Raw genomic sequence first — 24,302 nt, forward strand, 5'->3', positions numbered from 1 at the left:
CCCTTATCATTTTCTTTTTACAGTTATTTAGATTGGTCTGTTATATAGATCTTATTCTGTTTTAATGCATATGAAATTGGTATTACTTTGTTAATGGCATCTAGCACTTCTTTTAATGACAGTCTTCGACTGAGCATTCCATACAACTGGCGATTAGCTAGCTCAGGCTCTATTTGAATTTCTACCTCATACCATTCACTTAATATGCTGGTAAACTCTCCTAAATTATATTGCGTTAGATTAAATCGGTCATCTTTCCAAGCAAGTATACTCGTTGGATTATCCATAACGACCACTTGACTTCCATTGAAAAACTCGTTTGGAGACATCACAATTGGTTCGGAGATTAATGAAGTATCATCTGCATGTTTGGTTAATGCAATTTTTCCTTTTTCTAGGTAAATCTGACTAAGCTTTCCAAATTTAGCGTTGAATTCTGTCCCGAGTACTTCAATATCTTTCTCTTTACCAAGTACACGGAAAGTTGCTGGCCCAGCCTCGTTGTTTTTAGCGATAATACGGAAATAAGCTTCTCCATCCAATCGAACCCTTCTCATGGATTCAAAGTCGGAGGGAACTTCCAATTCTGTATTTTCATTGATCCATACTTTTGATCCATCCGAAAGCTCGAAAATCGCCATCCCTCCTTTTAGCGCTTGGATGGTAAATTTTAAAACGGCTTGCGAATTTTCTGCAGTACTATGTTTATACTCCCCTGTCGCTAATTTTTGAAATTTATGCCCTTGGCCAGTCCAGGTGTCGCCAGCTTTCAATTTTGCTAAACTTAGCTTCTCCCCATTATCGAATAATATCTCAACGCCATTAGCTTGTGGCCCTTTAATTTGCGCAATCTCCGTGTATACTGCACGTTGTGCCTCAAAATTAAAGAAGAAGTAATTCGCTAATAAAGAGCAAAAAATAAGAACAGAAGCAGCGGCAACCCAGCCCCAGACCTTCGGTTTAGAATTTGTGCCCTTTATTTTATGATCCAACTCAAGTGCTAACTCATCTAATTTTTCAATTGTTAACTTCTCTCCGGAGTTGAGTTGATTAAACCATTGTTCTATCAGTAAGCTCTCCTGGGCAGTTGTTTTTCCTTCCGCATATTTCCGTAAGAGTTCTTTTTTATTTTCCATGTCCGGTGAATTCTCGCCTTTCTATTAACAAAGGACATTAACTAATCAATAGCGAAATTAATAGATATCCAGTATAGCGCGATTTTAAAAATTTTAAGATCTTTGATTTCTCGTTTCGAATGGTCTTTTCCGTTAAGTTCAGTTCTTCTGCAATTTCTTGATTTTTATAGCCCTGTAAGTGACGCTTAATGATCGTCATGGCATTGGGATTAAACCTGGCTAATTCCGATTCAATTTCATTCAAAAAGAGTTCTACACGCACTTTGTGGTCCGTCGAATTATCGAAACGATCCATATCATCCACATCAAGTGTATCTAAATACACTGAATTGTGTTTCGTCTTTCCAATAAAATCGATGATTCTATTTCTCAGCACATGAAATAAATACCAGGATAACTTTTCTTTCTGACCGATCCTATCCCTATGCGACCAAATCTTAGCGAATACATCGTGTACAATATCTACTGCAGGGGCAGAACCTACCTTTTTCACGGTGTAACTTATCATCGGTTTTTTGTACCGATCGTAAAGTACAGTGAAGGCGTGTCTGTTACTTTCCTTCACCAAAAGAAACAATTCTTCATCGGTAAGATTCTCAAGTAAATCTGCCATATTTTTTCAAGGTAGTGCCCAAATATATCTATAAAAATGATAAAACCTATAGTCAACAATTATCAAGACTGAACAATTTGAAAAACTCGTAAAGGTATTATAATGCCGCCTGACGGGCGTTATGTCAACATTTTGCTACAAAATTCCACAGATTCGATACCATATCCTGTTATAACGTGTAACACTCGGGACAATTCAATAATACGATCGTGTTAGTTGTTGATTGGGCTGGCTAATCGGTTTGATAAAAATATAAAAAAATTATGGAAGAATTAAAAATAACACAAGATCAAGTATCAGCGAAACGAAAATACAAGTCTCCTAGAGTCAGCATGGAGATCATCGTACTAGAGCATAGCATTGCTGCCGGATCAAATAATGTTAGTGTGGGCGGACCACAGGACTCATCACAACCCGAAATCATTGATCAGGGTTTAGACGAGCGTACTTATGATATGGAATTTTAACTTTTACTTCAATTTGAAATAGATATTACCAATGAAAAAACATATATACTTTCTATTTATATTATTTACTACCGGTACGCTTACGGTGAGCTGCAACAAGCAGGAATCTTCTCCAGCTATTGCACAGGCCGAAGGTGTTGAGATTATCGTTCATGGAATTAAGGACGCATTATTACAAGACAACAACGCTCCTGCGGCTGCTAAAGCTAGTTTAATTCGCAATGGATTGAGTAGTACTGAGCACGCTGACGGGCAGACCGATTTCGATGGATTCAGCTGGGAATTATCGGCAGAGAGCAACGCCTCGGCGAGTCGTTTACAGAGTACTAACGCAACGGTTTCAAACGCTGGAAATAAATCTGCACTGAAAGCTGCAATGGGTCGTCGTAGTATGGATACAGGGAAAAAGTTCCGCATCCTCTTCTACGAAGTGCAAAATGGCAATGAAGTGTACAAAGCTTCTGCAGAAATTACAGTTTCTTCGACCCGGCATATTGAAAAATTATTTAATAACGTCACATACAAATGGTACGCTTACTCTTACGATGATGCAGCAGCTATCCCTTTGCCTAGCGACACCAACAATCCACAAATCCCTACAAGAACGAATGCTCCATTGCTATACGATAGTGGGACTTTCACAACAACTCCTGGTAATACTTCAAAAGTAGATATCGAATTTGAGCATCAAATTTCTAAAGTTGAGGTAAAAGTTGATGCACAGCAAATGTATGCAAACAACTTTGTGACGCTGACAGCCAATTTTGTTGCGCTACCTTTAGTTACAAAATCCTTTGGTGTGAAAAGTGGTGCTTTAGGAACTGCTATTTTAAATACGACTACAACAAACGAAACGATCACTTTTGCTGCCGATGGTTCAAACGCAATTCAGAAATCAACGAATGCCCTGTATACAGCAGCAGCTTTACCTTCCTTTTCAGTGAATTTTACCAATGTGGTCTATAACAAGACAGGGATGAATATTACCCTTATTCGCCCAACGTTACCACAACTTGCACTTATTACGGGCTTTAACAGCGATGTTAAACTTATAAAAAGAGCCTTGGTTAATCTAAAATACAAAGGTGGTGTGATCGGTGATAAGGAGTGGGCACAAGGAATTTTATACTATGATCCAACCGACCCAGGAAATCCATATAAAATTTCTGAACCCTTTATGACAGGAACAACGCATCCATGTAATTATTATTGGAACTGGAACTCCTTAAAACCGCGTAGCATTACAGGCAATAAAACTACTGAATTTGGTGACCCTTGTCGGGAAGTATTTCCAAAAAATTCCTGGAGAACACCAACGCGACAAGACTTTACCGGCTTAAATGTAGCTATTGCGAATGTACCCAACAATGGTGCTGTATACTTCGATGCTCAAAATGGTGAACGCGTTTATTTCCATGAGGCGGGATGGATTACTAACAATAATTGTTCGGTATCCAATACGAATGATGGTATGTACTGGTCGAGTGAGGCATACAGTACTGCAAACGGCTATGTATTGGAAATCGACGAACGCGGTGGAACTGGCGCGGGTAACGAGATCGCTCATTATTCAAAAATATACGGCATGAGCATCAAATGTGTTCGTCAGTATTAAGATAATTTTAAAACAACCTCTTTGTTTTAATAGTGTGATGTGTAAGAATTTGAAGGCAATCCCTCCCAGGGAGCCTTCATCTTCTTTATTTATTTAGTGACGAATCACGGTACTATCATGTTTATAAAAGGCTGAACATTTATAGACCGTGATTTTTAATTTGCATTGGACGTAAGATTACCTCCAACTATATCTTAAAGTCAATCCAAAAGTTCTAGGATCCCCCACAACGCCTGCATAATGTCCATAGTTACCTGGCGCTGCTAGAAGCTGTTCATAATAGTCCTTGTTTGCTAAATTTCTACTCCATGCAATGACAGATAAGCCGTTTGTTGCACGGAAACCAATACGCGCATTAATCAGTGTATAGGCATCAATATTTAAGTATTTTGACGGAGAAGGACTCGATGAGAATTTCGATCTATAGAACGCATCGAGACCCAAGAAATAATTTCCTTGAAGGCTCAGGAAATTCCCTTTTGTGCTTACTTCGGGAGCAATGGTCCATGAATATTTTGATATACCTGGCAATTCTCCGCCAGATACGTTTTTGTATGCTTGTGCCCCTCCCACTTCTTCGAGCGGTACAGGTGCATTTTCAAATGAAACATATTTACCATCCGTATAAGCGAAAGCTGCATTGACACTTAGAAATTGAGTTACTCGGAAACTACCGTCTAATTCTAAACCTTTTACGCTTACTTTTTCCGCATTAGCGAGGTATCCACGATTCACTCCAGGATCTGGCGTTTGCACTTGAATTTGATAATCTTTAATATTCGATTGATAAATCGTTAGATTCAGGAAAGTTCGAGGACTTGGGCTTGTCTTTACTCCAAATTCATAATGATTTACAGACTCTGGCTTTACCTCGGCCAACTCTGTAGCTACTTTCCCGTCGATTACAGGTAATCCACCGACATTGATTCCAATAGGTTTATAACTTTTTGAATAGGTCGCAAACGCATTATAATTTTTATTGAATTTATACTGTAATGATAATTGACCCGAAAGATTCCCAGCCTGGGCATCTACATCAAACTGCTGATCAGCATATATACTATTGACCGCCGCTAATTGGGCATCCGTATAAGCGATATCGTTATCGATATACTTTACACGATTATAATGGGCAACTTTCTTATCATAATTATACCTAAGGCCCGGAAGAAAGTGGATTTTATCAGTAATAGCCCAATCAAATTGACCGAACACGGCCAAACTCGTGCTCTTTATTCCATAATTTGTTCGAATTCCAACCCTATCAATCAAACCGGGGCCCCATTGCGTATCGGTGGCTTTACTTTGTTGAAAACGCCACAACGCTTCGCCCGCTTCCTCGGTATGAACAGGATCGGTTTTTAAATCTTGCCATAAACCAAAAACACCTACAACAGCGCTTAATTTATCGCTTATGTCCCCGGAATACCTAAATTCTTGTGACCATTGATCGTGCAGCGAGTTTCCGGAGGAGATCGTATATACCGGAATCCCAAGATAATCCCGGTCATTTAAGGGAACCCAATTCCAGTAACGCCAAGCTGATGTTGATGTTAAAGTTCCGTTACCAATCTTATAATCGATATTTAAAGAAGCACCACCCAATTCATTGTCTGCTTTGGATCGAGTATCTAAATCAACTTTTCTCTCAAATGCGCTTTTATACGGGATTGAATAGCCAAGATCTTTGATGATACTATTAAATTGTCGATATGCTGATCGCTGATTCTCAACAACACCTGCGAGAGCCCAACCATATCCGTTCGGCTTTTGTTTAGTGAGGTCCCCTGTTAGGGTTATCTTTAAGTCTTCATTCGGCGTGAACAATAACTGCCCTCGTACGCCAAGGTTATTGATATCATTAATCTTGCTATCTGTATTTACGTTATATAACAAACCGTCTCGTTGAGTACCAGAAAGAGAGATTCTCGCCGCTAATTTATCTTTAACGATTGGTCCGGTTAACGATGCCTTTGCTTGTATATAGCCATAATTCCCATAGCTCAATTCAAAATTCGCTCCCGGCAGAAAGGATGGAAGACGAGATGTAATGTTGAAAGCTCCTGCCGTAGTATTTTTGCCAAACAAAGTTCCTTGGGGGCCACGCAATACTTCGATCTGCTGGATATCGATAAAATCCAACGCTGTTGCAGCGGGGCGTGCCAGATATACACCGTCTAAATAAAATCCTACTCCAGGATCAATCCCGTCGTTAGTCAAACCATAGGTAGATCCTAATCCGCGTATATTTAATGTGGTGTTTCGAGCGTTTGAAGAATATAGCTGAACTGTAGGAACCACTTCTTTAATACGGTTTACGTTAAAGGCACCGGCATCTTCAATTGTACTTGCTCTTACGATGGAAATCGGAATTGGAATATCTTGGATCTGCTCGGTTCGACGCCTTGAGGTCACCAAGATCTGTTCCAAGTTATTACTCGATGGCTTTAATTCTATGGTTACTGGCGAGTTATCAATGACTTTCTTTTGGGACTCATATCCAAGGTAAGAAACTATAATCGTTAGTGGGAGTTTTTGACCGGTAACAAATTGAAACTTACCATCTCGATCCGTCTTTACCTGATGGGTAACGGCAGCCAACTGAACGGTTACGCCTGCGATTGGCTCTTTCGTCTGGGAATCGATGACCGTTCCCGCTAGCGAGGCATTAATGATTGGTTTTGGATCATTCTGCTGGCCATGAACAGAGAACGCACCTCCTATGAGCAAGGATAGGGCTAGCAAGAAGGAAAAGGTCGGTTGAAATTTCATATCGTTTATTGTTTGATAAAATAGGGCGTTTCCAAATTCGAGAACAAACTCCCCTGAATGAGCAAACCCTTGATCGTGCAAATATAAAAATTAAAATCATAATGTATACTAACTATATAGAATTAATATACTATTTAGAAAAAACTAATAATTCCATCCCATTCAGCGCGCTATTGTGGCTGCTTAATGAATTTGAGCTGCATTTCCTTTAAGATTTCTGGCGGCTATCAAAGAGATTTCACGGAACTGATAAGACGATTGTTCCACGACAATTAGTAGATGCTGCGATGAATTTGAAACTACGAATCTGCTGTTTAGCGGACCAATTATTCCAAAATGCCAAAAAGGCGGATTGCCTTAAACAATCAACCTTTTAAATAGATGGGGAAATCGGGGCCTCTAGAAAAAGTATATTTGACTCGCTTGATCATTACGGAAGGAGGGAATGTAACTTAGGTATCCCAATTCGTTCAAGTCCGCTATACATTGATAATACGCCGAGATGGAAACGCGCGCAGAGGCCGCCCCCTGACGGGCGAAAATCCTTAGCGGGTGCGCATATGCTCCCCATGCCCAGCGTTCAAGCAGAGCCAAGTAGACTGCAAGATGAGATTTGCCCACCCGATGGTCTCGCCGGATACAGAGAAAAAACTCATGCAGTACGCGTGCAACAATTGCGGAATGTTCTAATTTAGCGGATGCCTTTGGATCGAACACTTTTCTTTGGTTTTTCGAGTGACACATCTTTTTCATGCTTGTTTGCTTTGGTTTCCATATCATTCGTCTTTTCCAACTCCTGCTGTTTTTCTGACGTTTTCGCAGGAACTGGGTTGCTAACAAATTCCAAGCGCTGATCACCATCATATAGGGCTAAAGATTTGAATTTAGGATTCGCCTGGATGGATACTGTGCGTTCTTGGTCGTGCAGAAGAAAAGTCACTTCATGGCGATTTCCGCGCTCGAGTGAATTGATTAAAAGCGATTTGCTCTCGTCATACTGCAACTCAGCAATGGGAAGCTTTTCTAACGCTGCTTTTAAATCAAAGCCGTAGTTTTCGTGGTATTGATTAAACTTACGGTTACCTGCTAGATCAACGGTCTTGAAGTCCAGCTGCACCCAAGCGCTATAACGCTGAGCTTGCTTGTTCGTCAATTCTTTATGTACCGCTCGGCCATGCAGCAGGTTATACGCTTCTTTTAGGGTATAGCGATCGCGGCCATTCACCCGAAAATATTGCGAAACCTGCTGCTCGCTTTGCCGATTCTCAAGCTCGAGCTTATAACCATTAAAAAAATACATATCGCTTTGCTGCGATTTCGAATAATGCAATTCGGCACGTACATACTCTCGCTCGTCTTGGCGCTGAAACTGGAGTACAAATTTAGACTCTCCTGTTTTTATTGCTTTTTTTAACGCGGCATCCATGGATTCACCGAATCCACTGTACAATAATTGCTCCTGCAGATATTCATAGTTCTTCTGATTCATAGCGATTTTTTTAGTATTGGATTAATGGAATAGCTTGTTGAAGATGTTTATTTTTGATGCGGAACTGTATATGGCGGCTTCCACCCTGTTCCCCTAGCCGCACTTGTATGTGTTTCCCCTTGGCGAGTGTCATTTTCGGATAGACGAGCACCAAGGATGTTGATGAGCGACTTGCTACACGGCCTAAGGAACCTGAAACATAGGACGGAGAGAGCTCGATTTCTTGAAATGCTGTGCGTTTTGCTCGTTTACTATCACGCAGACTCAGCGACAAGCGCTCCACATCATAGGGAATATAGCTCCTATTGCGAATGGAAAAATGAAAGTACATATGTTCGCCTCGAATAAACAGACCGCGCAAAACAATTTCGATTTGTTGGGATTGCCGCGTTAAACTAAGCGAAGGATCGATGCACTGTGAGGCTTGCTGTGCATTGGCGGTGAAATCCGCGTAGGAACTTTGCCCGTACGCCTCCGGCTGCTCCCTGCGCCGCGGGGGATGTGCGGCGATGGGATACCCGACTGATTTTGGATGGGCACAATAGGCGACTGTGATGCAGTGCAGCACGCCGTTTTGACAGAGTACGCTCAGATTGGTCGTTAAAAAATCCGCCTTTGCAGCTTTCAATTGCAATAGGTCCTGAGCAAAATCGGATCGCTGCGCGAGCAAATCTGCGCTTCCACGATCCACCTGCGCGATGGGCTGCTCGAAAGCTAGGCTGGTGGTCTGCTGTTCATTTAGATAAATCGTATCGGTATGCATAAATAACTGCGTAGGCATCTTTTGCTGTGCAATGCTGACCGAAATTGCTAACCCGAATATGGACAGAATTTTAACGGTTATCAGGCGTAAATTTTTAAAATTTGGCTTCATCATTTTCATATTTTAGCATTAATTGATAGTCGGCTTGAAGGACAACCTGAATTCTTCTTGCTTTTTTAGCGAAGAGCGACTTTGCTGCCTGGAGACCGGCATTAGCGGCGTCAAGGGCTAAAGTCTTCGACATCGACTCCCCTAGGCTTAGCGACTGGACGGATTGCTCAGCCGAACGAACGATCACCTGCTGTTCGATAAGGTCTGGGATATAGATCCCCATGAGGCCATCCATATCGTGTGCGATTAACTTCACAGGTACAATCCCCGCCGCGGTTCTTAACTGATCTACACGGATTTGTATCCGCTCGGCATTAATCTGGGCAGTACCATACAAGTAACTACCTTTAGCTATTCGCAGTCCTGGCAAGGTTAGATCTTCGAGCAATCTCATTTTCACCGTGGAGCCAGTTGTTATCGCCTGTTTCTCGTGTATCACAACTTTTATCGTATTAACGCGTCCTTGCCTGTCCAAGTTGATTACCGAGAAGAACCCCAGCGAATTCAGACTATCGGCGCGATTGTTTTCTAAGAAAGAAGCAGGAACCTGACTTCCTTCAGTCGCTACGCTGTTGACTGCGCTGGGCAGCTTCAAGCCCTCGGTATCCGCGTGCGATGCTGGCTGTTGAATCTGGATGATCTTATCAAGCATTCGGTTAAGCTGATCCAATTCTGGATCTTGTTGAGCGTTCTGCGGATTTTCTTGAGCTAGTGAATCGAGCATCTTGGAAGCAATTGAATAACCCTGATCCTCATCAATAGCGACTTTATGCATGTCCTCCGTCGAAGGCCTGTTTACATCTGGATCATGAACAGTCTGCAAATCGCGATCGAGTTCAGCTAACTTATCGTAAAGCTCTCGCTCATAACTTAGTGGACTAGTAGAATCTGCCACGATCGCCTCCATAGCTCCGAGTCGATCGCTCCAGCCCACATCCGCTTGCTTTTCAGTTTCCGCATTCTTTTGGTAATGTTCCCATTTCGTCATCTTATCCTGGCGATTTAAGTTGGAGGCAGGCAGCTGGAGCAGCCCACCGATCCCCTGACTTGCTTCAGCCGAATGCAGCGGCTTTCCGCCTCCTAAGATTAAAAAGACCAGCATCAATAATGGGATCAAAACCAAGGGCAGAAGCAAGAGCAGCTTGCGATGATGATGCCCTTGCAGCGCTCCGTTTTTTTTGTTTTCTTCCATAGTGCATTTTAGTTATAGTGATACAATAAGTTTCTTGCGCTATCTAACAGACCTGGACGTCTTTCCATGATGCTATCGTAGGTCTTTTTCCCTTGCGGGCTACTGTTTAAACTGTCCATATACCTGCAGAAAGCACGAATCCGAAAATTCTCGGGAGCCTCCGCTCGGAGTTGGAATCGGTGTTCTGCCGACTGCTGTAGAGCCACGCCCGTAGCGCGCTGCAGCGATGCATATTCCCATGGATATAATCGACTATCCAAAACCACATAAAGGAATAAACCCAGCAAAAGCAATGCGAACGCTGCCCGCGCTACCCCAGCGCTGCCGAATCGGTTTTCTTGTTTGAAATTCCACCGTATTCGCCTGCTCAAGCGACTCATTAGTTGAATGAACTTTGATCCTGCCTGCATTAATTCCTTGTTTGTGTGGAGAGATCTTGATTCAGTATGGTTTTCCAGCGTTCGATCAAAAATCCATGCGGATTATTATCGCTTCGAGATATTTGCCTTAATTGACCTTCGGTGATCAATCGGCGATTCGTGAAACTTTTAGGTCTTACGATCTGCTGGGTAGCAAAACATCGGAATTTCAAGGGATATACGTCCTCATCCAGCTGAACACTATCGACTTGGATGGTTTGATTAACATTTCCAGAGATTACACTGGAGTAAAACCCATTTTCTTGCAGGTCATCATAAACCCGCTTGGCGGTGATATCGGCCAAATACAAGGCTTTCTGGAGACTCCGCTTAATGGCATTCTCATCGGGGTCGAGGGTAAAAAAATACTGATGGAAGCAGGCCACATGGTGCCTAGCTTCCACCGATAGGTTATCGCGTGTGGAGCTGGCGAATGCTGGAATCGCCTGACTTCCAGCTAGCACGTAAATACGATCTTGCGTGCGTGAAATCAGCCGGTATCCCAATAAAAATGCCGTAGTGAGCATCGAAAAGCAGCAAACAATCACCCAAAGTGCCAGACTACGCAGCTGCTGGAAGGCCGTATCGATATGCTTAATTTTTGTAAACATCGTTGATGGTTTTAGTATTACGTATCGCCCTTAATTTGATCTTTCATATAGGAGGAATTATTCTGGTTGGTTTGATGCGGCGAACGATCGCTCGCTGCGGATCGGGAATTAGCGTCGAGGATTTCTGGGCTGGCTCGATTCATTCCACTGAATGCAACACCTACCAGACCCCCCACAGCAGCCCCGCCGGTCGTTGCAGCACTGTGAAAAACAGTATTCGTCTGACGACCAAACGAATCACTCCCAGCACCAACGGATACGATATATCCAGCCACTGTGGGCACTGTAAAGTAGCCGACGATACCAATGATTAAAAAGATGAGATAGGCGATATCAATGCGACTAAAAAAAGTGTCGCCAGTTGCTTCAAGCTGTGCTAGATCCACCTTCAGCATATTCTCTTGAATTCGGGCGATGATACTGCCAAAGATATTCGCTACAGGAAGCCACAGAAAAACGTGAAGGTAGCGCGCTATCCAGTTTTGCAACAGGTGGGTAAACCCGTCAAATACGGACAAGCCCAGCGCTAAGGGACCCAAGATCGCAAGCACAATCAGCTGAAAGGTGCGCAAGGTATTTATGCAAAGCGCGGCGGATTCGAAAAGAATTTGCAGCAATTCACTAAGCCATTCTTTTATCGAATTGCGGAAGTTATAAGAAGCCTTGGCCATGGCGAAGCGGAGGTCGTTGCCAACCCCCTCCAGCATGCCTTCCCCAGAAGCGCTTTCATCATACGTATAGGTATACCATCTGTCTCGATCGCCTTGACCATCCTGCCCAACATAGAGTTGCCAGGCATCGGTCTTTTTCAGTTGATTTTCTTTAATGATCAGCAGTTCCTGGATCGCTTTGTTGGAGTTACCAACCATGTTTCTTGTCACCTCAACTGTGGGTTGCATGATCGCATTAATCAAGGCCACGATCGCAGGAAAAAAAAGAATACAGAATCCTAGCACGAAGGGTCTAAACAGTGGATAGAAATCTATCGGCTCGGCGCGGGCAATGTGTCGCCACACGCGTGAGCCAATATACCAGAGTGCGGCAAAGCCTGCAATTGATTGGGCTACACCAATTAGCCCTCGACATAGGGGCAGCATCTGCTGGTATAGTTGATCGAGCACCTGTTGCAAGCTGGCAATCTCCTGCCCAGATCCCTGTGCGAAAAGAAACCTAGGTAACAAAAAAATAAAAATGCATATAATTCGATTTATCATGTCGTTTGATGTTTGATTTTAGTGAAAACTAGGAGAAGCATAAAGCTGCCCTGTAGATCGCAAATCACGTATTTCTTTAAGGCGTTGCATCCTCAACAAGTGGTTTTGCGCATTGAACGCTCTTAGGAATTGTAGACCTTGCAGTTGCTTATCCAGCAGATCATCAATGGCCAAAAGGCGCTCTGCCTCACTCATACGCAGACTCCCGTCTGTTAACAGAACCCTTAGCTCTTCCAAGTTCAAAAGGCTCTCTCGGCCGAGTCGATTATATATTTTTAGCAGGTAGTCCATTTCTTTGGCACTGAAACAATCACTTTGTTGAAATACTTGATAAGATCGTTTAGCCTGTTTTAAGGTTTCTATTTGAGCGCTAACTAATTTTGCTACGCCCTGGTATCCTCGAACAGTAGGGCTCACCTTCAACAGGCCATTTAAAAACGATTCATGTAACTCGAAGTTTCCTTGCGTGAGATCCTTCACTTGACCATAGCCCGCAATCAGCATGCGGTAACCTTGCTTCATCTGCTTGAGCACCTCCCTAAATTGTGCAAGCTTCTCCACATTAAGTAGCAACTGGGTAATTTCCTGTGTTTGGGCGCTGATCGGACTTACCGCCACGAGCGACAGGACAAGAAAGAGCAAAGTTATCAAGGTTCTCATGGTCTCCTCTCCTCACTAAGTTGTATCTTGCGAAGACGCGCAGATTCGACTTGCTTGCGATATCGATCGGTGGACATCATTTTCCAATCTCGGTAAAACCGGTTTGCGAGGTGATTAGATGATGCCATCTCTTGCAGCAAGCTTACAATTTCCTGTAATCGCTGTTGATCATTTAAAGCTCGCGGTCCATCCTTAGCGAGTAGCAAAAGCCGCTGCTGAAATTCTCGCGTCTGCAGCATCAGCCGCCGAGACATCGCAGCGATGTGCTCCACCTCCTTCCTAGTTAAGGTATGCTCTTGCCGTATTAATCGCTGCAAACTGTTTACATGTGTGAGTCGCTCTTTTTGGAGCCTCCTAAATTGCTCGAGCAAGGCTTGGGGTACAGCAGGCAACATGCCAGCGACCTCAGCATCGTAAAAATGCCTATGCAGGAACTGTTCCCCTTGTTTCCACTTTGCTAAACTCGCTAAGCCCGAGTTCATCAGCTCATACCCGGACTTGATGTACCGCTTATAAACTGTACTAGCGGCGATCTGCTCCAGCAAATATTTAGTTTGCGTGCGTTTTTGTTTAATCCATTCCGCGGTAGTCTGCGCACGCAAGCCCAGACTCAAGGCACAACAAACCATTGCTAAAAAGAGAGGTGTTTTCATGGTATTGGAATTTATTGCAGGTTATAAAGATTTTTTAACTGATTGAGCTCATGCTTTTGTTTCGCTCTATGGATACGCAGTAAGGCATTCTGGTTATTAAATTCTTTCATATCCAAATAGTGCTGTTGAATCTTAGCCTGAGCTTGTTGCATGAGGGTCAAACGCTCCGCATCGGACATTTGCGTACGCAAAGATTTGACGAGCAATGCTAGCAGTTCAAGATTTTCTAGGCAACTTTTGAGCATGCCCCGATACACACGCTGCATATGGTCCTTTTCTTGAATGCTGAACAAGGTGTCGGACTCCAAATTTCTCCAAGTCGTTTGGTATGCTGTAAGCATCGTTCGCTGCTGCTTCAGCAGCTCTGCTACTCGTCCATAAGAAGCTAAGATTGCTTTCACTTGTGTTAGCTCTTGGTAGTAATTTTCATACAGATCGCGCTGGCGCTGGGACCAATCGGCGATCTCCTGTAATCGGATCTTGGACAATAAATTTTCAATTTGCTTCCGCGCATTTTGCAACCAAATCGTCTGATTCTGGAGGCGCTGAATGCGTAAGTCGGCCGCTTTAATAACACGTTTTATGCCTGCCTTGATAATTTCAGCAATCGCCAGTTGACTATATCCTTGTGATGGGGTTATCAGGAACAAAGAGCACGCAAGGAGTATTTTTAACAGGGTCCCTCTCATAACATATGCTTAAAAGTTTATCTCTCTATTTCGTATGGCTTGCGCTAAAGCGCGAAGTCCACCATTGAAATCACCTCCAGATCGCTCTATGTATTCGGCCAGTAGAAGTTTTTCCTTTTGTTCTGTGGAAAACACCAAATACTCTTCTAAGGAAACTTCGGTGCGGTACACTTTACTAAGCTGTCCTCCCAAACTAATAAAGACTTCTTTGTATTTAAGTTTTGGATCATTCGAACGGTTTAGTGAGAGTACTTGTGCCTTCTCTTTCAGGGTCAGGCCGAGCAACTCTTGGATCTGATCGAACTTATTTTGATACTTACTCTGATCCAGAAGAATTTTACAATCACTGTTATTGATAATTGCCTGTTTGACAATGGGCGAAGAGATGATGTCATCCACTTCTTGGGTCACCACAATGGCCTCTCCATAGAACTTTCGAACGGTTTTAAATAGATATTGAATGTAGCTGGCAAAGCCCTCCTTCATGAGCGCTTTCCAAGCCTCCTCAATCAAAATAACTTTACGTATCCCTTTCAGTTTTCTCATCTTAGAGATGAAGACCTCCATAATGATGATGGTAACCACAGGAAATAAAATCGGATGGTCTTTTATTTCATCCAATTCAAATACGATAAAACGTTGCTCTAGGAGATCCAGGTTTTCCTTGGCGTTCAACAAGTAGTCAAACTCACCTCCTTTATAATAGGGGCGCAAGACATAAAGCAAATTATCGATATCGAAGTTATTGACGGAGACCCCCTCGACTTGCAACTGCTGCAAGTAATCTTTGGCGAGATATTCGTAAAAGGTGTCAAAACACGCAAAACATTGAGGCTGCTGATCCAAGAAATGATAATATCCTGTGATTGCATTGGATAGTGCAACATATTCGGAACGCCGATACTTTTCATCATCTTTTTTCCACAGCGCCAGCAGCAGGGCTTTTAGGCTTTCTTTTTTTTCGGTATCCAGGGTATCACCATCGTTTAGGAAGAAGGGATTGAATTGCAGCGGTTTCCGTTCATTATAGGTGAAATAATACCCACAAAGCATATCGCAGAGTCCCTTATAGCTATGCCCCACATCAACCAGTACCAAGTGACTCCCTTGTTGGTAATACGTGCGTAGCATGTGATTAGTAAAAAATGATTTTCCACTTCCTGATGGGCCCAAAATAAATTTATTTCGATTGGAACAAATTCCCAATCTCATGGGCTCATCCGAGATATCTACATGCAATGGGCGACCATTCAGCCGATCTCCTAAGCGGATTCCCACTGGGCTTGTCGAGGTTTTGTAGGCGGTTTCTAAATTCAGAAAGCAGGCAGCCTGCTGAATGAAGGTGTCGAACAAGTCATTCACAGGTAGGTCAGACGCGTTGCCAGGTATGCCTGCCCAAAATAGCTGCGGCGCTCCAACGGTTTCTAGTTTGCTGAGGGCATCCATTTGCGCAAGTGCGGATGAAACTTGGTTCTTCAACTCAAATAATTTATCTTTTCGGCTTTCCCAGACCATTAAGTTAAAGTGGGCTCTGATTGGTTGATGCTTTTGACTTAACGCTTCATTCAGAAAGTCGTTTGTCGCATCGCGAGCAAGCAAGTTCTGCCGGGAGTATGCCGCGAGCGATTGTAAGCGCAGGCGCTTGCGTTCGAACTTCTGGATCGTGTTCACCGGGTCTTCAATAACGATATATTGATTGTAGATGTGATTGCAGTTGAGTAGCTGCCCAATACAAGAAACGAATCCAACACCAAGCTTCGTACGGTCCGTTGAATAGCGTTCGTAGTTTATACGGCTGCCACAAAGCCTTGGCAGGACATCGGTATCTGCTAGACTATAGATTTGACAGTGTTGATCCCCTACGCGCAAACCCTCCGAGAATGTAATATCTTGAACTTGAGCTTGCTGTTGATTAAAGGAAAGACAGCAATAGGATTCCAGCAGGCCTTTATGCTGGCTACTACTGAGGATCTCACTGCGCTGCAGGCCTCGACACTTCACTAGGCCACTATCGATTAGGATCTGCTGAAATTGCAAAGCAATACCTTGGAATTCTGCTAATGCTGAACCATCCACTAGCTGCGGTTGCAAAAAACGTCCGGTTATCAAACTGCTAGTCAAGGAGCTCACCTGTTTCTGCCGTTTTTGGCGTTTGGTTAACATGAGGAAACATCGGTGCCCGAGGTATGCTCTTTCGTGGAAGTAACGTTCACTGCAGCGATCCAGCGTACTCTGGTGCGCGGCATCAAAATCGCCTTGGTATTGTTCTTGGGTAAAGCAGTCCTGTTTGTGCAAAATGCTGTTGGCGGGTAGTAATCGAATCGCTTTGATCCAAGTTTGATGGAATGTTTCGTATTCCAGATCGGAAAGCGTAAAAATCTCAGGAAGATCGAGTTCAAAAACGAAAGTAAGGTCTCCAGCGCGACTAAGGATGCAGTCGTTTTGTACATCCATAATTGGAAATTTCTCCTGTAAGCTATTGTGCATAAGTCCACTCTTTGGGTTTAAAATATCTATCTGGATGCATAAAAATTCCTCGGGAATTATTGCGTATACTATGGGGTATCTTTCTTGCGGCGACGGCTTTGAGCAGTCCAAATCGTCCATATCGACGGCTCATCTGGTGGAGCTTTCCAATCAAAAACGAGCCTACGGACATCGCTAAAATCAGGCATATGTAGGGCGAGAATCCGATAAAGAACAAACTAGCACAAAGCAGCATCAAAAGCACCAACCCTATGGCAAGGTAGCTTACATACTGTGCTTGAAACCCCTTGAAATATAACGGTTGGTTGATACCTTTATTGATGTAATAGATTGTAGCTGCCATTGTTGAGCATGATTAAACACCAAAAAATGATTTGATCACGGTGGCAACAATCACTAGAAAGACACAACTTCCAAACCACGCTGCGGCAACTTTACCTGTGTCGGGATCACCATTATTCCACTTTTGAAAAACTTTAACAGCCCCGATGAGCCCCAATAGGGCGCCCACAGCATACATCAACTTTGTCCCTTGCTCGAAATAGCTTCTTACTTGCTCGTTGGCTGCGCTAATACCGGCATTTCCATCTTGTGCCCAGGCCGGATACTGGATCATAAGGGTGATCATTAGAAACAACAGATGGAAGGTTAGGCTGGACCAGTTAAATTTTAAGGCCAAAAATTTAATTTCACTTGTTTTTTTCATATTGCATGGGATATTAGGTTTACATTTAGCGCTTGCCATCGCCACCGACTCCAATACAAGAGAAAGGAAGACGAAGTCCGTCAGAGGGAGGGGGCGAGGGCTTCTGCGCTTTTTATTTTGGATTCATGCGCCATGCGGTCCCCTGGGGAACTTCTATAGCAAAGCGCTCGATTGATTTTTCGATTAACTCCATCAGCTCCTCTTTTCCGCTGTTTTCCAACAATTGAGGATATTGTTGCATCAAACCATTCAATACCTCCTTGAATTCAAGGCCATCGATCCGCTGCCCGCTATAGGGTTCCAGATAATATTGCAGTTGTTGCATAAATTCTTGCAGAAGTGTTGAATCCGATTCATTGGTTTTTAAGGCATCAAGATCCGTTCCTGGCGTCTCCAGCATAGGCATTTGATGCGGGAGATCGTATAATGGTTTCTTAACTGCGCGGCGATAGGACATCGCCCAAAGTGTCAGGTAATACAGGATGAGCAAAATAGCAATGAAGACAAAAAACTCGTTCCAGGAAATGTAATTCAACATATATCTTATCATTAGGTTTAACTGTAAGTGCAGCTTTAAACATTCAGCTCCCACTCAGCAAAGCATATTTGGGCTTTTGTTGAATCAAAGTAACTCGAATTAAAAATACACGACAAGTACAAAATGGCGGTGTACCCTAACTTGTACCTCTAACTAAGGCTAGGCAATAGTCTAAGAAGTCCTCGGCTCAATAATTCTGTATTTTAGCAATCATCGCTTCTAAGCGCTCGATTACCAGCTGCTTGTCACGTGCTTCCGGATCATATGACTTTACACGCATAGAGGATGGGGAAAGTTCGTTGCGAAATGGAGTTGATAGAAAAGGTACGATAATCTTATAGACTTGATTTAAAGAGCGCGCATCAACAAGTTTGACCTCATCAATCGCCCGAAAGATCAAGGCTAATTGGTCGCAGCTCAAATTGCATCTGAGCCGAACGGGTTCTCGCTGGCTAGGGATAACTTGGGGCCTCGACTGTTCAGCTGTTGCCTGCAGGGGACTTAATTGAGTTTGTAGCTTTTGATTTAAGAACGTTATTTCGGCTTGAAACCAACTATTAATAAATCGATCCAAGGATTGGTAACTAGGATTTAATGAAATACCGGGCTTTCGATGAAACTGGTTAAAAGTACGCTGAAGGTTTAAAAAAGTCTCCAATTGTGCTTTGGTATCCCCCATTTCCAGCGTCATTTTTTGCAAGCGCTGGGTCATAATGCTCATAGCCGCTTTGGAATTAAAATTCAAATAAATCAGCAAACACTCCATGGCAGAAAAAGTAGCATGCTGCATCGTCCAATTCCAATTTTTCAGCGAGCGTAGCAGTAGAAAGTAGTAATTCAAAGAGGCTTTATTGATGTGGAAATGTAGCTGCTGATTCTTTATAATTCGGCAGCAATGTTTTATCAATTCATCGGCAAGTGGTCCTGGTGGCAGCGTTTGTTTTATTTCGGAAAACTGCAGTGCGATCTGCTTTATCTGCTTCTTTGCATAGATCTTGGAGATGGAGTTGCGACTTCCTAAAAGACTGCCAAAGCGCTTTTCAAAATAGATACAAATATCCTCGAGTATATCGATGATTTCATCTATTGTAGGTGCTAGACAGACATACCAGTCCGGTGCGGAACTCACTTTCTGATCGATCTGTTCCATTAGCGTTAGTGTTTCTTGGTAATGTTGTGATAAAAATATCTGGAGGTCTCGCTTTCGCCCCTTGGCGATGACGGTCGTTTTCACGATGAATTGAAATTGTAGAAATTCTTGACGAAGAATGTCACGCGAGGGGATTCCCTGAAATTCATGGCATTCATCGGGGAGAAGTTTGAGCAATTGTTGGATGAGTGTATCGAAGTAGTAGAGCGCATATTTTTTTTTCATTTTCATAGGCAGGACATTGGATAGTTCGTTTATAACACTAAGTTTCAGGCATAGAAAGCCTATAACTCGTCAAAAAACGAGTTGTAAGTGATCGAGTTTAATAAAGAATTATTAGATTTTGTTAATTTCTAAAAAATCGCGCAGTTCCGGATATTTATAAAGTTTACCCGACCAGATCGGCTCTTTCACGTGATTCAGCCGGATTGATTGATCGATGTAAGAGTGAAAGTAATTGATATTAAATACGGTCGATTGGGCGCATCGAATAAAATACTTCATGGGTAATGAATCAATTATTTCTCTAAAGCTTTTGCGACTGATTGCGGGATCCAGACCGTCGTTTTGATAGATCAGGACAAATCGATCTACCTTTCGTATATAGATGATATCTTTGAAATGCACCATCACGCGCATGTTACGTCGATCGCCAGCTACTTGGAAGAAGTTATAACAATGGTCAAGTGAGTCTAAGTTGGTCAGCTCGGGATGGTTCAAAAGCAGATTTTCGTTCAATCGCTGCACACTCCATTTCAACCGCGTTTGCGAAACGGGTTTGAGCAAAAAATCTATGACGTTACGTTCGAAGCCAGGATCCTCGAATTGAGCAAATGCAGAAAAAATAATCACCTTACAGTGTTTGCGCGGCATGGAGTTCATGAAAGAAAATCCAGTCATCTTTCCAAGCTCCATATCCAGAAAAACAAGATCGATAGGGTTTACGCGCAAAAAGGTAAGCGCCTTAATTGGGTCGGTGAAGGTTTTCAGCACTTTTACTGATTCGATTTCATGCATTTTCTCCGTGAGCGCATCAATGCTGCTCTGCTGATCATCGACAATTATAGCTAACCATTGTTTCATTTTATATCTTTGTTTTATTAATCAATACCTACCTTTAAATGCACCCGATAGCCCTTATTTGAGGGACCATATTCCAAAGAAAAATCACTACCAAAAACAAAGGCTAGGCGTTCTTGCAAGTTTTTCAGACCAACTCCGTGCCCTAAATAGCCTAAATGGAGACGAGGTATTGGATTTTCAATATCGATCAGGTAGTAACCTTTGTGTACGTGGATTTGAATTTGTACTGCATGATGCTCATCAAAAAGATCGCCGTGTTTATGAATATTCATGCATAGCGTGATTAAACTGGTAGGCGGTATTAACACGGCATCTAAATTACCCTGCAAATCCCACGATAGATTAAATGGGTGCAGATGTAGGTCTTGTTGAATACGCAAATAGCGTTTGCACATTTCCACTTCTTTGGAAAGTAAAATTGTCCGTGGCGCGCCGGGCGAGCAGCTTAACATAAAAAAATGAATCAATGCGTACATCTCGTCAATCTGCTGGGTTAAATTCAGATCTCGATTTCTTAATTGCATAGACCAAGATTGAAATACGTTCACTAATAGATGCGGCGGAACCTGCTGCGAGAGGTTATTATACGCCAAAGATTTGCGTAGTGTTTGTTCTTTTAGTAGCGCCTGCAAGTGCCCGACCGTATCTTTGGCCGCCATAAGCCTCCTATTATACTGATAGCCAAGTATGGCCAGAAAGCTGAAATGGCCAATCAGGACCAAATAAGTCTGGAGGAATTTTCGAATATCAAAATCATCCCTATACATCAAATACTCGCCATAGAGCAAACTCATCCCCAGCCAATTGCAGGTAATTGCATAGAGTACCCCTGCCGTTGTGCCATACACCACAACAATTAGAAAGAAGGCAAGAACGTATTTTTTGCACGCGAAATAACGTTTTAAGATGTGGGAAAGGGCATAAAATATCAGCATAAACAGTGGAATAGACAAAACGACCGTCATGATGCTAAGCTTCGGATTTCCCAACTTATTTAGTAAATAAAAATAGATTGTATAACCTATCCAAAATAGAATATGTGCTCTGGGTTTCATCGGCGAAAATACAAGAACGAAAAATAATAAATTCCCTATTAGTTAACTATATGTTTTATTAGTGTTAAATGTAGCTATTAGATATTTATTACGAAAATATTCTGCAATAATTCTTCATATTGTTTTGCGGACAGATGGTGCTCCCGATAGGTGTATTTATCAAGCATCCTGCCACCGTGTTCGGTAGATATCGGTAGAATCCGGCGAGCCGGTGGCCAGTTTGCGAACGATGATGTCGGCCGCGAGTAACGATGCAGGTATAGCCAAATCTCCCAAAGTTCAGGATTTTTCTTCAGATAGACTTCGAAATGATAGAATAGACTTACCAGCAAGTCTTGCTCGCTGCTGCCACCGATAGCATGTATAAGGAGTGAACCTTCAGCCCGAGGGTCTGCGGTATGATCTAACATCAGCATGACTGGTGTCCTTAATATTTTTGCTAGACGGAGGTAACCCGTACGAACCCCTAGCTGAGCTTGGTGCAGTTTAACCTGATCTAACGCTGCATCAACGGTCTGCTTGGCTCCCTTAAAACCGTCGGCGAAAACTAAAATATGAAAACCTTTTTCGACCAGCTGCTTAAGTCTAAAAAACAGTTTAGAATCCTCGGCCGCTAGTAAATATAGACGCCCTTTGATTGGTAACTCTTTAACAAATTTTGAATAATACTGTTGATAGGATTGCAGCACCGCTGTGGATAGTATAAGGCAAATTGAGCATCCGAGGATTAATAACCTCAAAGGAACAAATTGATAGACCCCGAAATGGAAACTAACCCACATTCGAGGTTTCGACCAATAGTCTTCGGGACCGACATGCTGCCATGCTTTCCAGCCCAAGGGGATCTCTGGACTCACTCGAGCTCGCTTTTGCGCATATTTTTCCACAGCATCAAAATCGTCAAGATCCTGCTCTGCAGGCCTATAGCCAAGTATATGTTGAAAGCTTGCGGAACTATAAGCAAAAGATGTCCATCGTGGGATGCTCATTTCCATATAAGCATCTTTTAAAGAGTTTGTCATTATTCTGTTGCGTTAAAAACCGACCGTGTTGCTGAAGACTCGTGGTACGAATAAGCCAGTTATTCAGCGTGCATCGGGATACACGCTGAAATTTCAGTTTAAAATGGAAACACAATATTGCATTTCCGCTCATCCAGATCCTTTTGTGTAAGTTCCAAAAACTCTTCGAAACTAAGAGGTTTATTAGACAACATCTGCACAAAATTCCCGCTTGGAGTCCATTCCATGTTCAGGTCAATTTTAAGTAAAGTAGTGTTCCGATTTCGCATCGGATTTACGGCTTCCGGCCTAGAAGACTTGCGATCAATCAGCGTAAATCTGTAGGAAATATTTAAGCATTCAAAATCTACTGGTGAAAGTAAGCACAAAGGTTGTCGCGACACCACACTTTGCTGGTTTATCCTAAAACCGCGCGATATTAACTCGGTATCACTCGACTTTCACGCATGTAATAAAAAATCTTCGAATACTCTAAGGAAATTGCAGCGGCAAAGAGAGTATCGTATTTCCTTTGACCTAAGATCGATGATGGATATGGGCCATAACAACAGAGACTTCGCAAGCTTAATGGATAAGTGGGCAACACGGTGCAATCTTCAGGATTCCCACATCCGTTGGGCACAGCAGAACCTCGAGTATGTGCGCACCAAAAGAGGACAGCGCTTATACCAACAAGGGAAGTATCAAAAAAACATATATATCGTCAGTCGAGGCCTCATTGGCAACCTGAACTACAGCGCTGAAAATCGCATCAAGATCCTCAATTTAGCTACCCAACATATGGGCCTGTCCACGACCGTACATATCTACAGCGACAGGTCAGTAAGCGGGTCGATCGAAGTTTTGCGATCGGGTAGCATCTTTAAACTTTCCTACGCCAGCCTTCGCGCTTGGTTGAATCAAGATGAGTGCATTCAGGTATTCATATCGATGTTCGAGCGGAAGCAAATCAGGTTTCTTTATTTGTTACGCGAGTCTGCTAGCTGCTCAAAGGCTGCCGATCGCTACCTGCTATTCCGCAAACATTTACCGGAGTTTAACAATTTGCTCAACCAATATGAGCAAGGGCAGCTGCTGGGCATTTCCAGAGGTACCGTCCAAAAAGTAAAACAGTCCCTTGATCGGTCTGAAAAATCTGCTGTGAACAAAAAAACGAACTAAATTCACAACAATTGGACTAACTATGTAGTCAACTAAGAAACCTATTCCCTTCATATTTTTAATTTAGGAAATCAAAGATTATGAAAAAGGAAAAATTTACTGCGATTCTATCAGGCACTATTGCTCTGATGTTATTTTATGCTGCTTCAACTAAACTATTTAATTATCAACAAGCACAGGCAAGCATGCAAAAACAAATTTTTAGCAGGTCAATCGCAGACTTATTAACCTGGCTTATTCCAAGCATAGAATTTATCATTTCCATGCTATTGATCTATACACGCACCAGAATCGTTGGCTTATGGGCATCGATCAGCTTACTGGCAGTTTTTACAGGTTATCTCCTTCTTGCTATGTCGCGTATTTTTGGATATCGTCCTTGTTCATGCGGTGGAATCATTCAGCAACTCTCTTACGGGGAGCACCTTGTGTTTAACCTTGTTTTTCTATTCCTTTCCCTGATCGCCCTGTATCTAAAAAAAAAACAAACGCAGGAGCCGAGAACTCTAAATCTACTTCCAATGAAAAAACTGCAGGAATTAGGACCCCTCCTGCTCGCGATAGAAACAACAATAACGAAGGTGATCAGGGTCCAGGAATCATCTGAGCTTAAATCCGAAGCAAACGCTTCACTAATTTGAAAAATCATGAAAAAGCAACTTAAAAATTTCAATCTCCCCATATTAGCGCTCATGC

At 42.7% G+C, this 24,302-nt stretch carries 25 protein-coding genes; 4 read left to right on the forward strand and 21 right to left on the reverse strand.

Annotated features, from left to right (window positions below):
- Positions 1–23 precede the first annotated feature (23 nt).
- Both GFH32_RS17005 and GFH32_RS17010 read right to left on the reverse strand, forming a co-directional pair.
- The gene (locus GFH32_RS17005; RefSeq protein WP_153512736.1) at positions 24–1,136 is read right to left on the reverse strand and encodes a FecR family protein; all 1,113 of its coding nucleotides are present in this window, start codon (positions 1,134–1,136) and stop codon (positions 24–26) included.
- Positions 1,137–1,173: 37 nt separating this feature from the next.
- Positions 1,174–1,749: an RNA polymerase sigma factor gene (locus tag GFH32_RS17010; RefSeq protein WP_153512737.1), complete on the reverse strand. Its 576-nt coding sequence runs from the start codon at positions 1,747–1,749 to the stop codon at positions 1,174–1,176.
- A 263-nt stretch (positions 1,750–2,012) separates the two neighbouring features.
- Between GFH32_RS17010 and GFH32_RS17015 the strand changes: the two genes are divergently transcribed.
- Positions 2,013–2,216: a hypothetical protein gene (locus GFH32_RS17015; RefSeq protein ID WP_153512738.1), complete on the forward strand. Its 204-nt coding sequence runs from the start codon at positions 2,013–2,015 to the stop codon at positions 2,214–2,216.
- Between the two features lie 31 nt (positions 2,217–2,247).
- Positions 2,248–3,831 carry a hypothetical protein gene (locus GFH32_RS17020; RefSeq protein WP_153512739.1) on the forward strand — a complete coding sequence of 528 codons (1,584 nt, stop codon included), beginning with the start codon at positions 2,248–2,250 and terminating at the stop codon, positions 3,829–3,831.
- Between the two features lie 177 nt (positions 3,832–4,008).
- Here the strand turns inward: GFH32_RS17020 and GFH32_RS17025 are convergent, their stop codons facing one another.
- From GFH32_RS17025 to GFH32_RS17115, 19 genes are all read right to left on the reverse strand, one after another.
- Positions 4,009–6,603 (reverse strand): TonB-dependent receptor, encoded by a 2,595-nt coding sequence (locus tag GFH32_RS17025; RefSeq protein WP_153512740.1) that lies wholly within the window; start codon positions 6,601–6,603, stop codon positions 4,009–4,011.
- Between the two features lie 399 nt (positions 6,604–7,002).
- A complete protein-coding gene (locus GFH32_RS17030; protein ID WP_194285650.1) occupies positions 7,003–7,347 on the reverse strand; it encodes a hypothetical protein in 345 nt (114 codons plus the stop codon).
- Positions 7,295–8,092: a hypothetical protein gene (locus GFH32_RS17035; protein ID WP_153512742.1), complete on the reverse strand. Its 798-nt coding sequence runs from the start codon at positions 8,090–8,092 to the stop codon at positions 7,295–7,297. Before GFH32_RS17035 ends, GFH32_RS17030 begins: the two co-directional genes overlap by 53 nt.
- A gap of 10 nt (positions 8,093–8,102) precedes the next feature.
- On the reverse strand, positions 8,103–8,975 hold the full coding sequence (traN, locus tag GFH32_RS17040) for a conjugative transposon protein TraN (protein WP_153512743.1): 873 nt from the start codon (positions 8,973–8,975) through the stop codon (positions 8,103–8,105).
- Positions 8,950–10,158, reverse strand: coding sequence for a conjugative transposon protein TraM (gene traM, locus GFH32_RS17045; protein WP_153512744.1), 1,209 nt, complete (start codon positions 10,156–10,158; stop codon positions 8,950–8,952). The genes traN and traM overlap by 26 nt, the downstream gene beginning before the upstream one ends.
- An 8-nt stretch (positions 10,159–10,166) precedes the next feature.
- The gene (locus GFH32_RS17050) at positions 10,167–10,568 is read right to left on the reverse strand and encodes a hypothetical protein (protein WP_153512745.1); all 402 of its coding nucleotides are present in this window, start codon (positions 10,566–10,568) and stop codon (positions 10,167–10,169) included.
- Complete coding sequence (gene traK, locus GFH32_RS17055; RefSeq protein WP_153512746.1) at positions 10,568–11,188, reverse strand: conjugative transposon protein TraK; 621 nt, start codon at positions 11,186–11,188, stop codon at positions 10,568–10,570. The genes GFH32_RS17050 and traK overlap by 1 nt, the downstream gene beginning before the upstream one ends.
- Positions 11,189–11,205: 17 nt before the next feature.
- Positions 11,206–12,402: a conjugative transposon protein TraJ gene (gene traJ, locus GFH32_RS17060; protein ID WP_153512747.1), complete on the reverse strand. Its 1,197-nt coding sequence runs from the start codon at positions 12,400–12,402 to the stop codon at positions 11,206–11,208.
- Between the two features lie 18 nt (positions 12,403–12,420).
- Positions 12,421–12,963, reverse strand: coding sequence for a TerB family tellurite resistance protein (locus GFH32_RS17065; protein WP_153512748.1), 543 nt, complete (start codon positions 12,961–12,963; stop codon positions 12,421–12,423).
- Between the two features lie 95 nt (positions 12,964–13,058).
- Positions 13,059–13,691: a hypothetical protein gene (locus GFH32_RS17070; RefSeq protein WP_160366842.1), complete on the reverse strand. Its 633-nt coding sequence runs from the start codon at positions 13,689–13,691 to the stop codon at positions 13,059–13,061.
- A gap of 35 nt (positions 13,692–13,726) precedes the next feature.
- Positions 13,727–14,404 carry a conjugal transfer protein TraI gene (locus GFH32_RS17075; RefSeq protein ID WP_153512750.1) on the reverse strand — a complete coding sequence of 226 codons (678 nt, stop codon included), beginning with the start codon at positions 14,402–14,404 and terminating at the stop codon, positions 13,727–13,729.
- Between the two features lie 9 nt (positions 14,405–14,413).
- On the reverse strand, positions 14,414–16,891 hold the full coding sequence (locus tag GFH32_RS17080) for a TraG family conjugative transposon ATPase (protein WP_153512751.1): 2,478 nt from the start codon (positions 16,889–16,891) through the stop codon (positions 14,414–14,416).
- Positions 16,881–17,234 (reverse strand): DUF4133 domain-containing protein, encoded by a 354-nt coding sequence (locus GFH32_RS17085; protein ID WP_153512752.1) that lies wholly within the window; start codon positions 17,232–17,234, stop codon positions 16,881–16,883. The genes GFH32_RS17080 and GFH32_RS17085 overlap by 11 nt, the downstream gene beginning before the upstream one ends.
- Before the next feature lie 12 nt (positions 17,235–17,246).
- A complete protein-coding gene (locus GFH32_RS17090) occupies positions 17,247–17,597 on the reverse strand; it encodes a DUF4134 domain-containing protein (protein ID WP_153512753.1) in 351 nt (116 codons plus the stop codon).
- A gap of 112 nt (positions 17,598–17,709) precedes the next feature.
- On the reverse strand, positions 17,710–18,147 hold the full coding sequence (locus GFH32_RS17095; protein ID WP_153512754.1) for a hypothetical protein: 438 nt from the start codon (positions 18,145–18,147) through the stop codon (positions 17,710–17,712).
- 175 nt (positions 18,148–18,322) lie between these two features.
- Positions 18,323–19,510 carry a hypothetical protein gene (locus tag GFH32_RS17100; RefSeq protein WP_194285651.1) on the reverse strand — a complete coding sequence of 396 codons (1,188 nt, stop codon included), beginning with the start codon at positions 19,508–19,510 and terminating at the stop codon, positions 18,323–18,325.
- Between the two features lie 111 nt (positions 19,511–19,621).
- Positions 19,622–20,368: a LytR/AlgR family response regulator transcription factor gene (locus tag GFH32_RS17105; protein ID WP_153512756.1), complete on the reverse strand. Its 747-nt coding sequence runs from the start codon at positions 20,366–20,368 to the stop codon at positions 19,622–19,624.
- Positions 20,369–20,385: 17 nt separating this feature from the next.
- On the reverse strand, positions 20,386–21,423 hold the full coding sequence (locus GFH32_RS17110; RefSeq protein WP_153512757.1) for a histidine kinase: 1,038 nt from the start codon (positions 21,421–21,423) through the stop codon (positions 20,386–20,388).
- Between the two features lie 77 nt (positions 21,424–21,500).
- Entirely contained in the window at positions 21,501–22,445 is a 945-nt protein-coding gene (locus GFH32_RS17115) for a hypothetical protein (RefSeq protein ID WP_153512758.1), read from the reverse strand.
- Positions 22,446–23,012: 567 nt separating this feature from the next.
- Here GFH32_RS17115 and GFH32_RS17120 point away from each other — a divergent pair.
- Together GFH32_RS17120 and GFH32_RS17125 are read left to right on the forward strand one after the other, a co-directional pair.
- Entirely contained in the window at positions 23,013–23,606 is a 594-nt protein-coding gene (locus tag GFH32_RS17120) for a Crp/Fnr family transcriptional regulator (protein WP_153512759.1), read from the forward strand.
- An 80-nt stretch (positions 23,607–23,686) separates the two neighbouring features.
- The gene (locus GFH32_RS17125) at positions 23,687–24,247 is read left to right on the forward strand and encodes a MauE/DoxX family redox-associated membrane protein (protein ID WP_153512760.1); all 561 of its coding nucleotides are present in this window, start codon (positions 23,687–23,689) and stop codon (positions 24,245–24,247) included.
- Positions 24,248–24,302 lie beyond the last annotated feature (55 nt).

This window comes from Sphingobacteruim zhuxiongii, assembly GCF_009557615.1.
Classification (GTDB): Bacteria; Bacteroidota; Bacteroidia; order Sphingobacteriales; family Sphingobacteriaceae; genus Sphingobacterium; species Sphingobacterium zhuxiongii.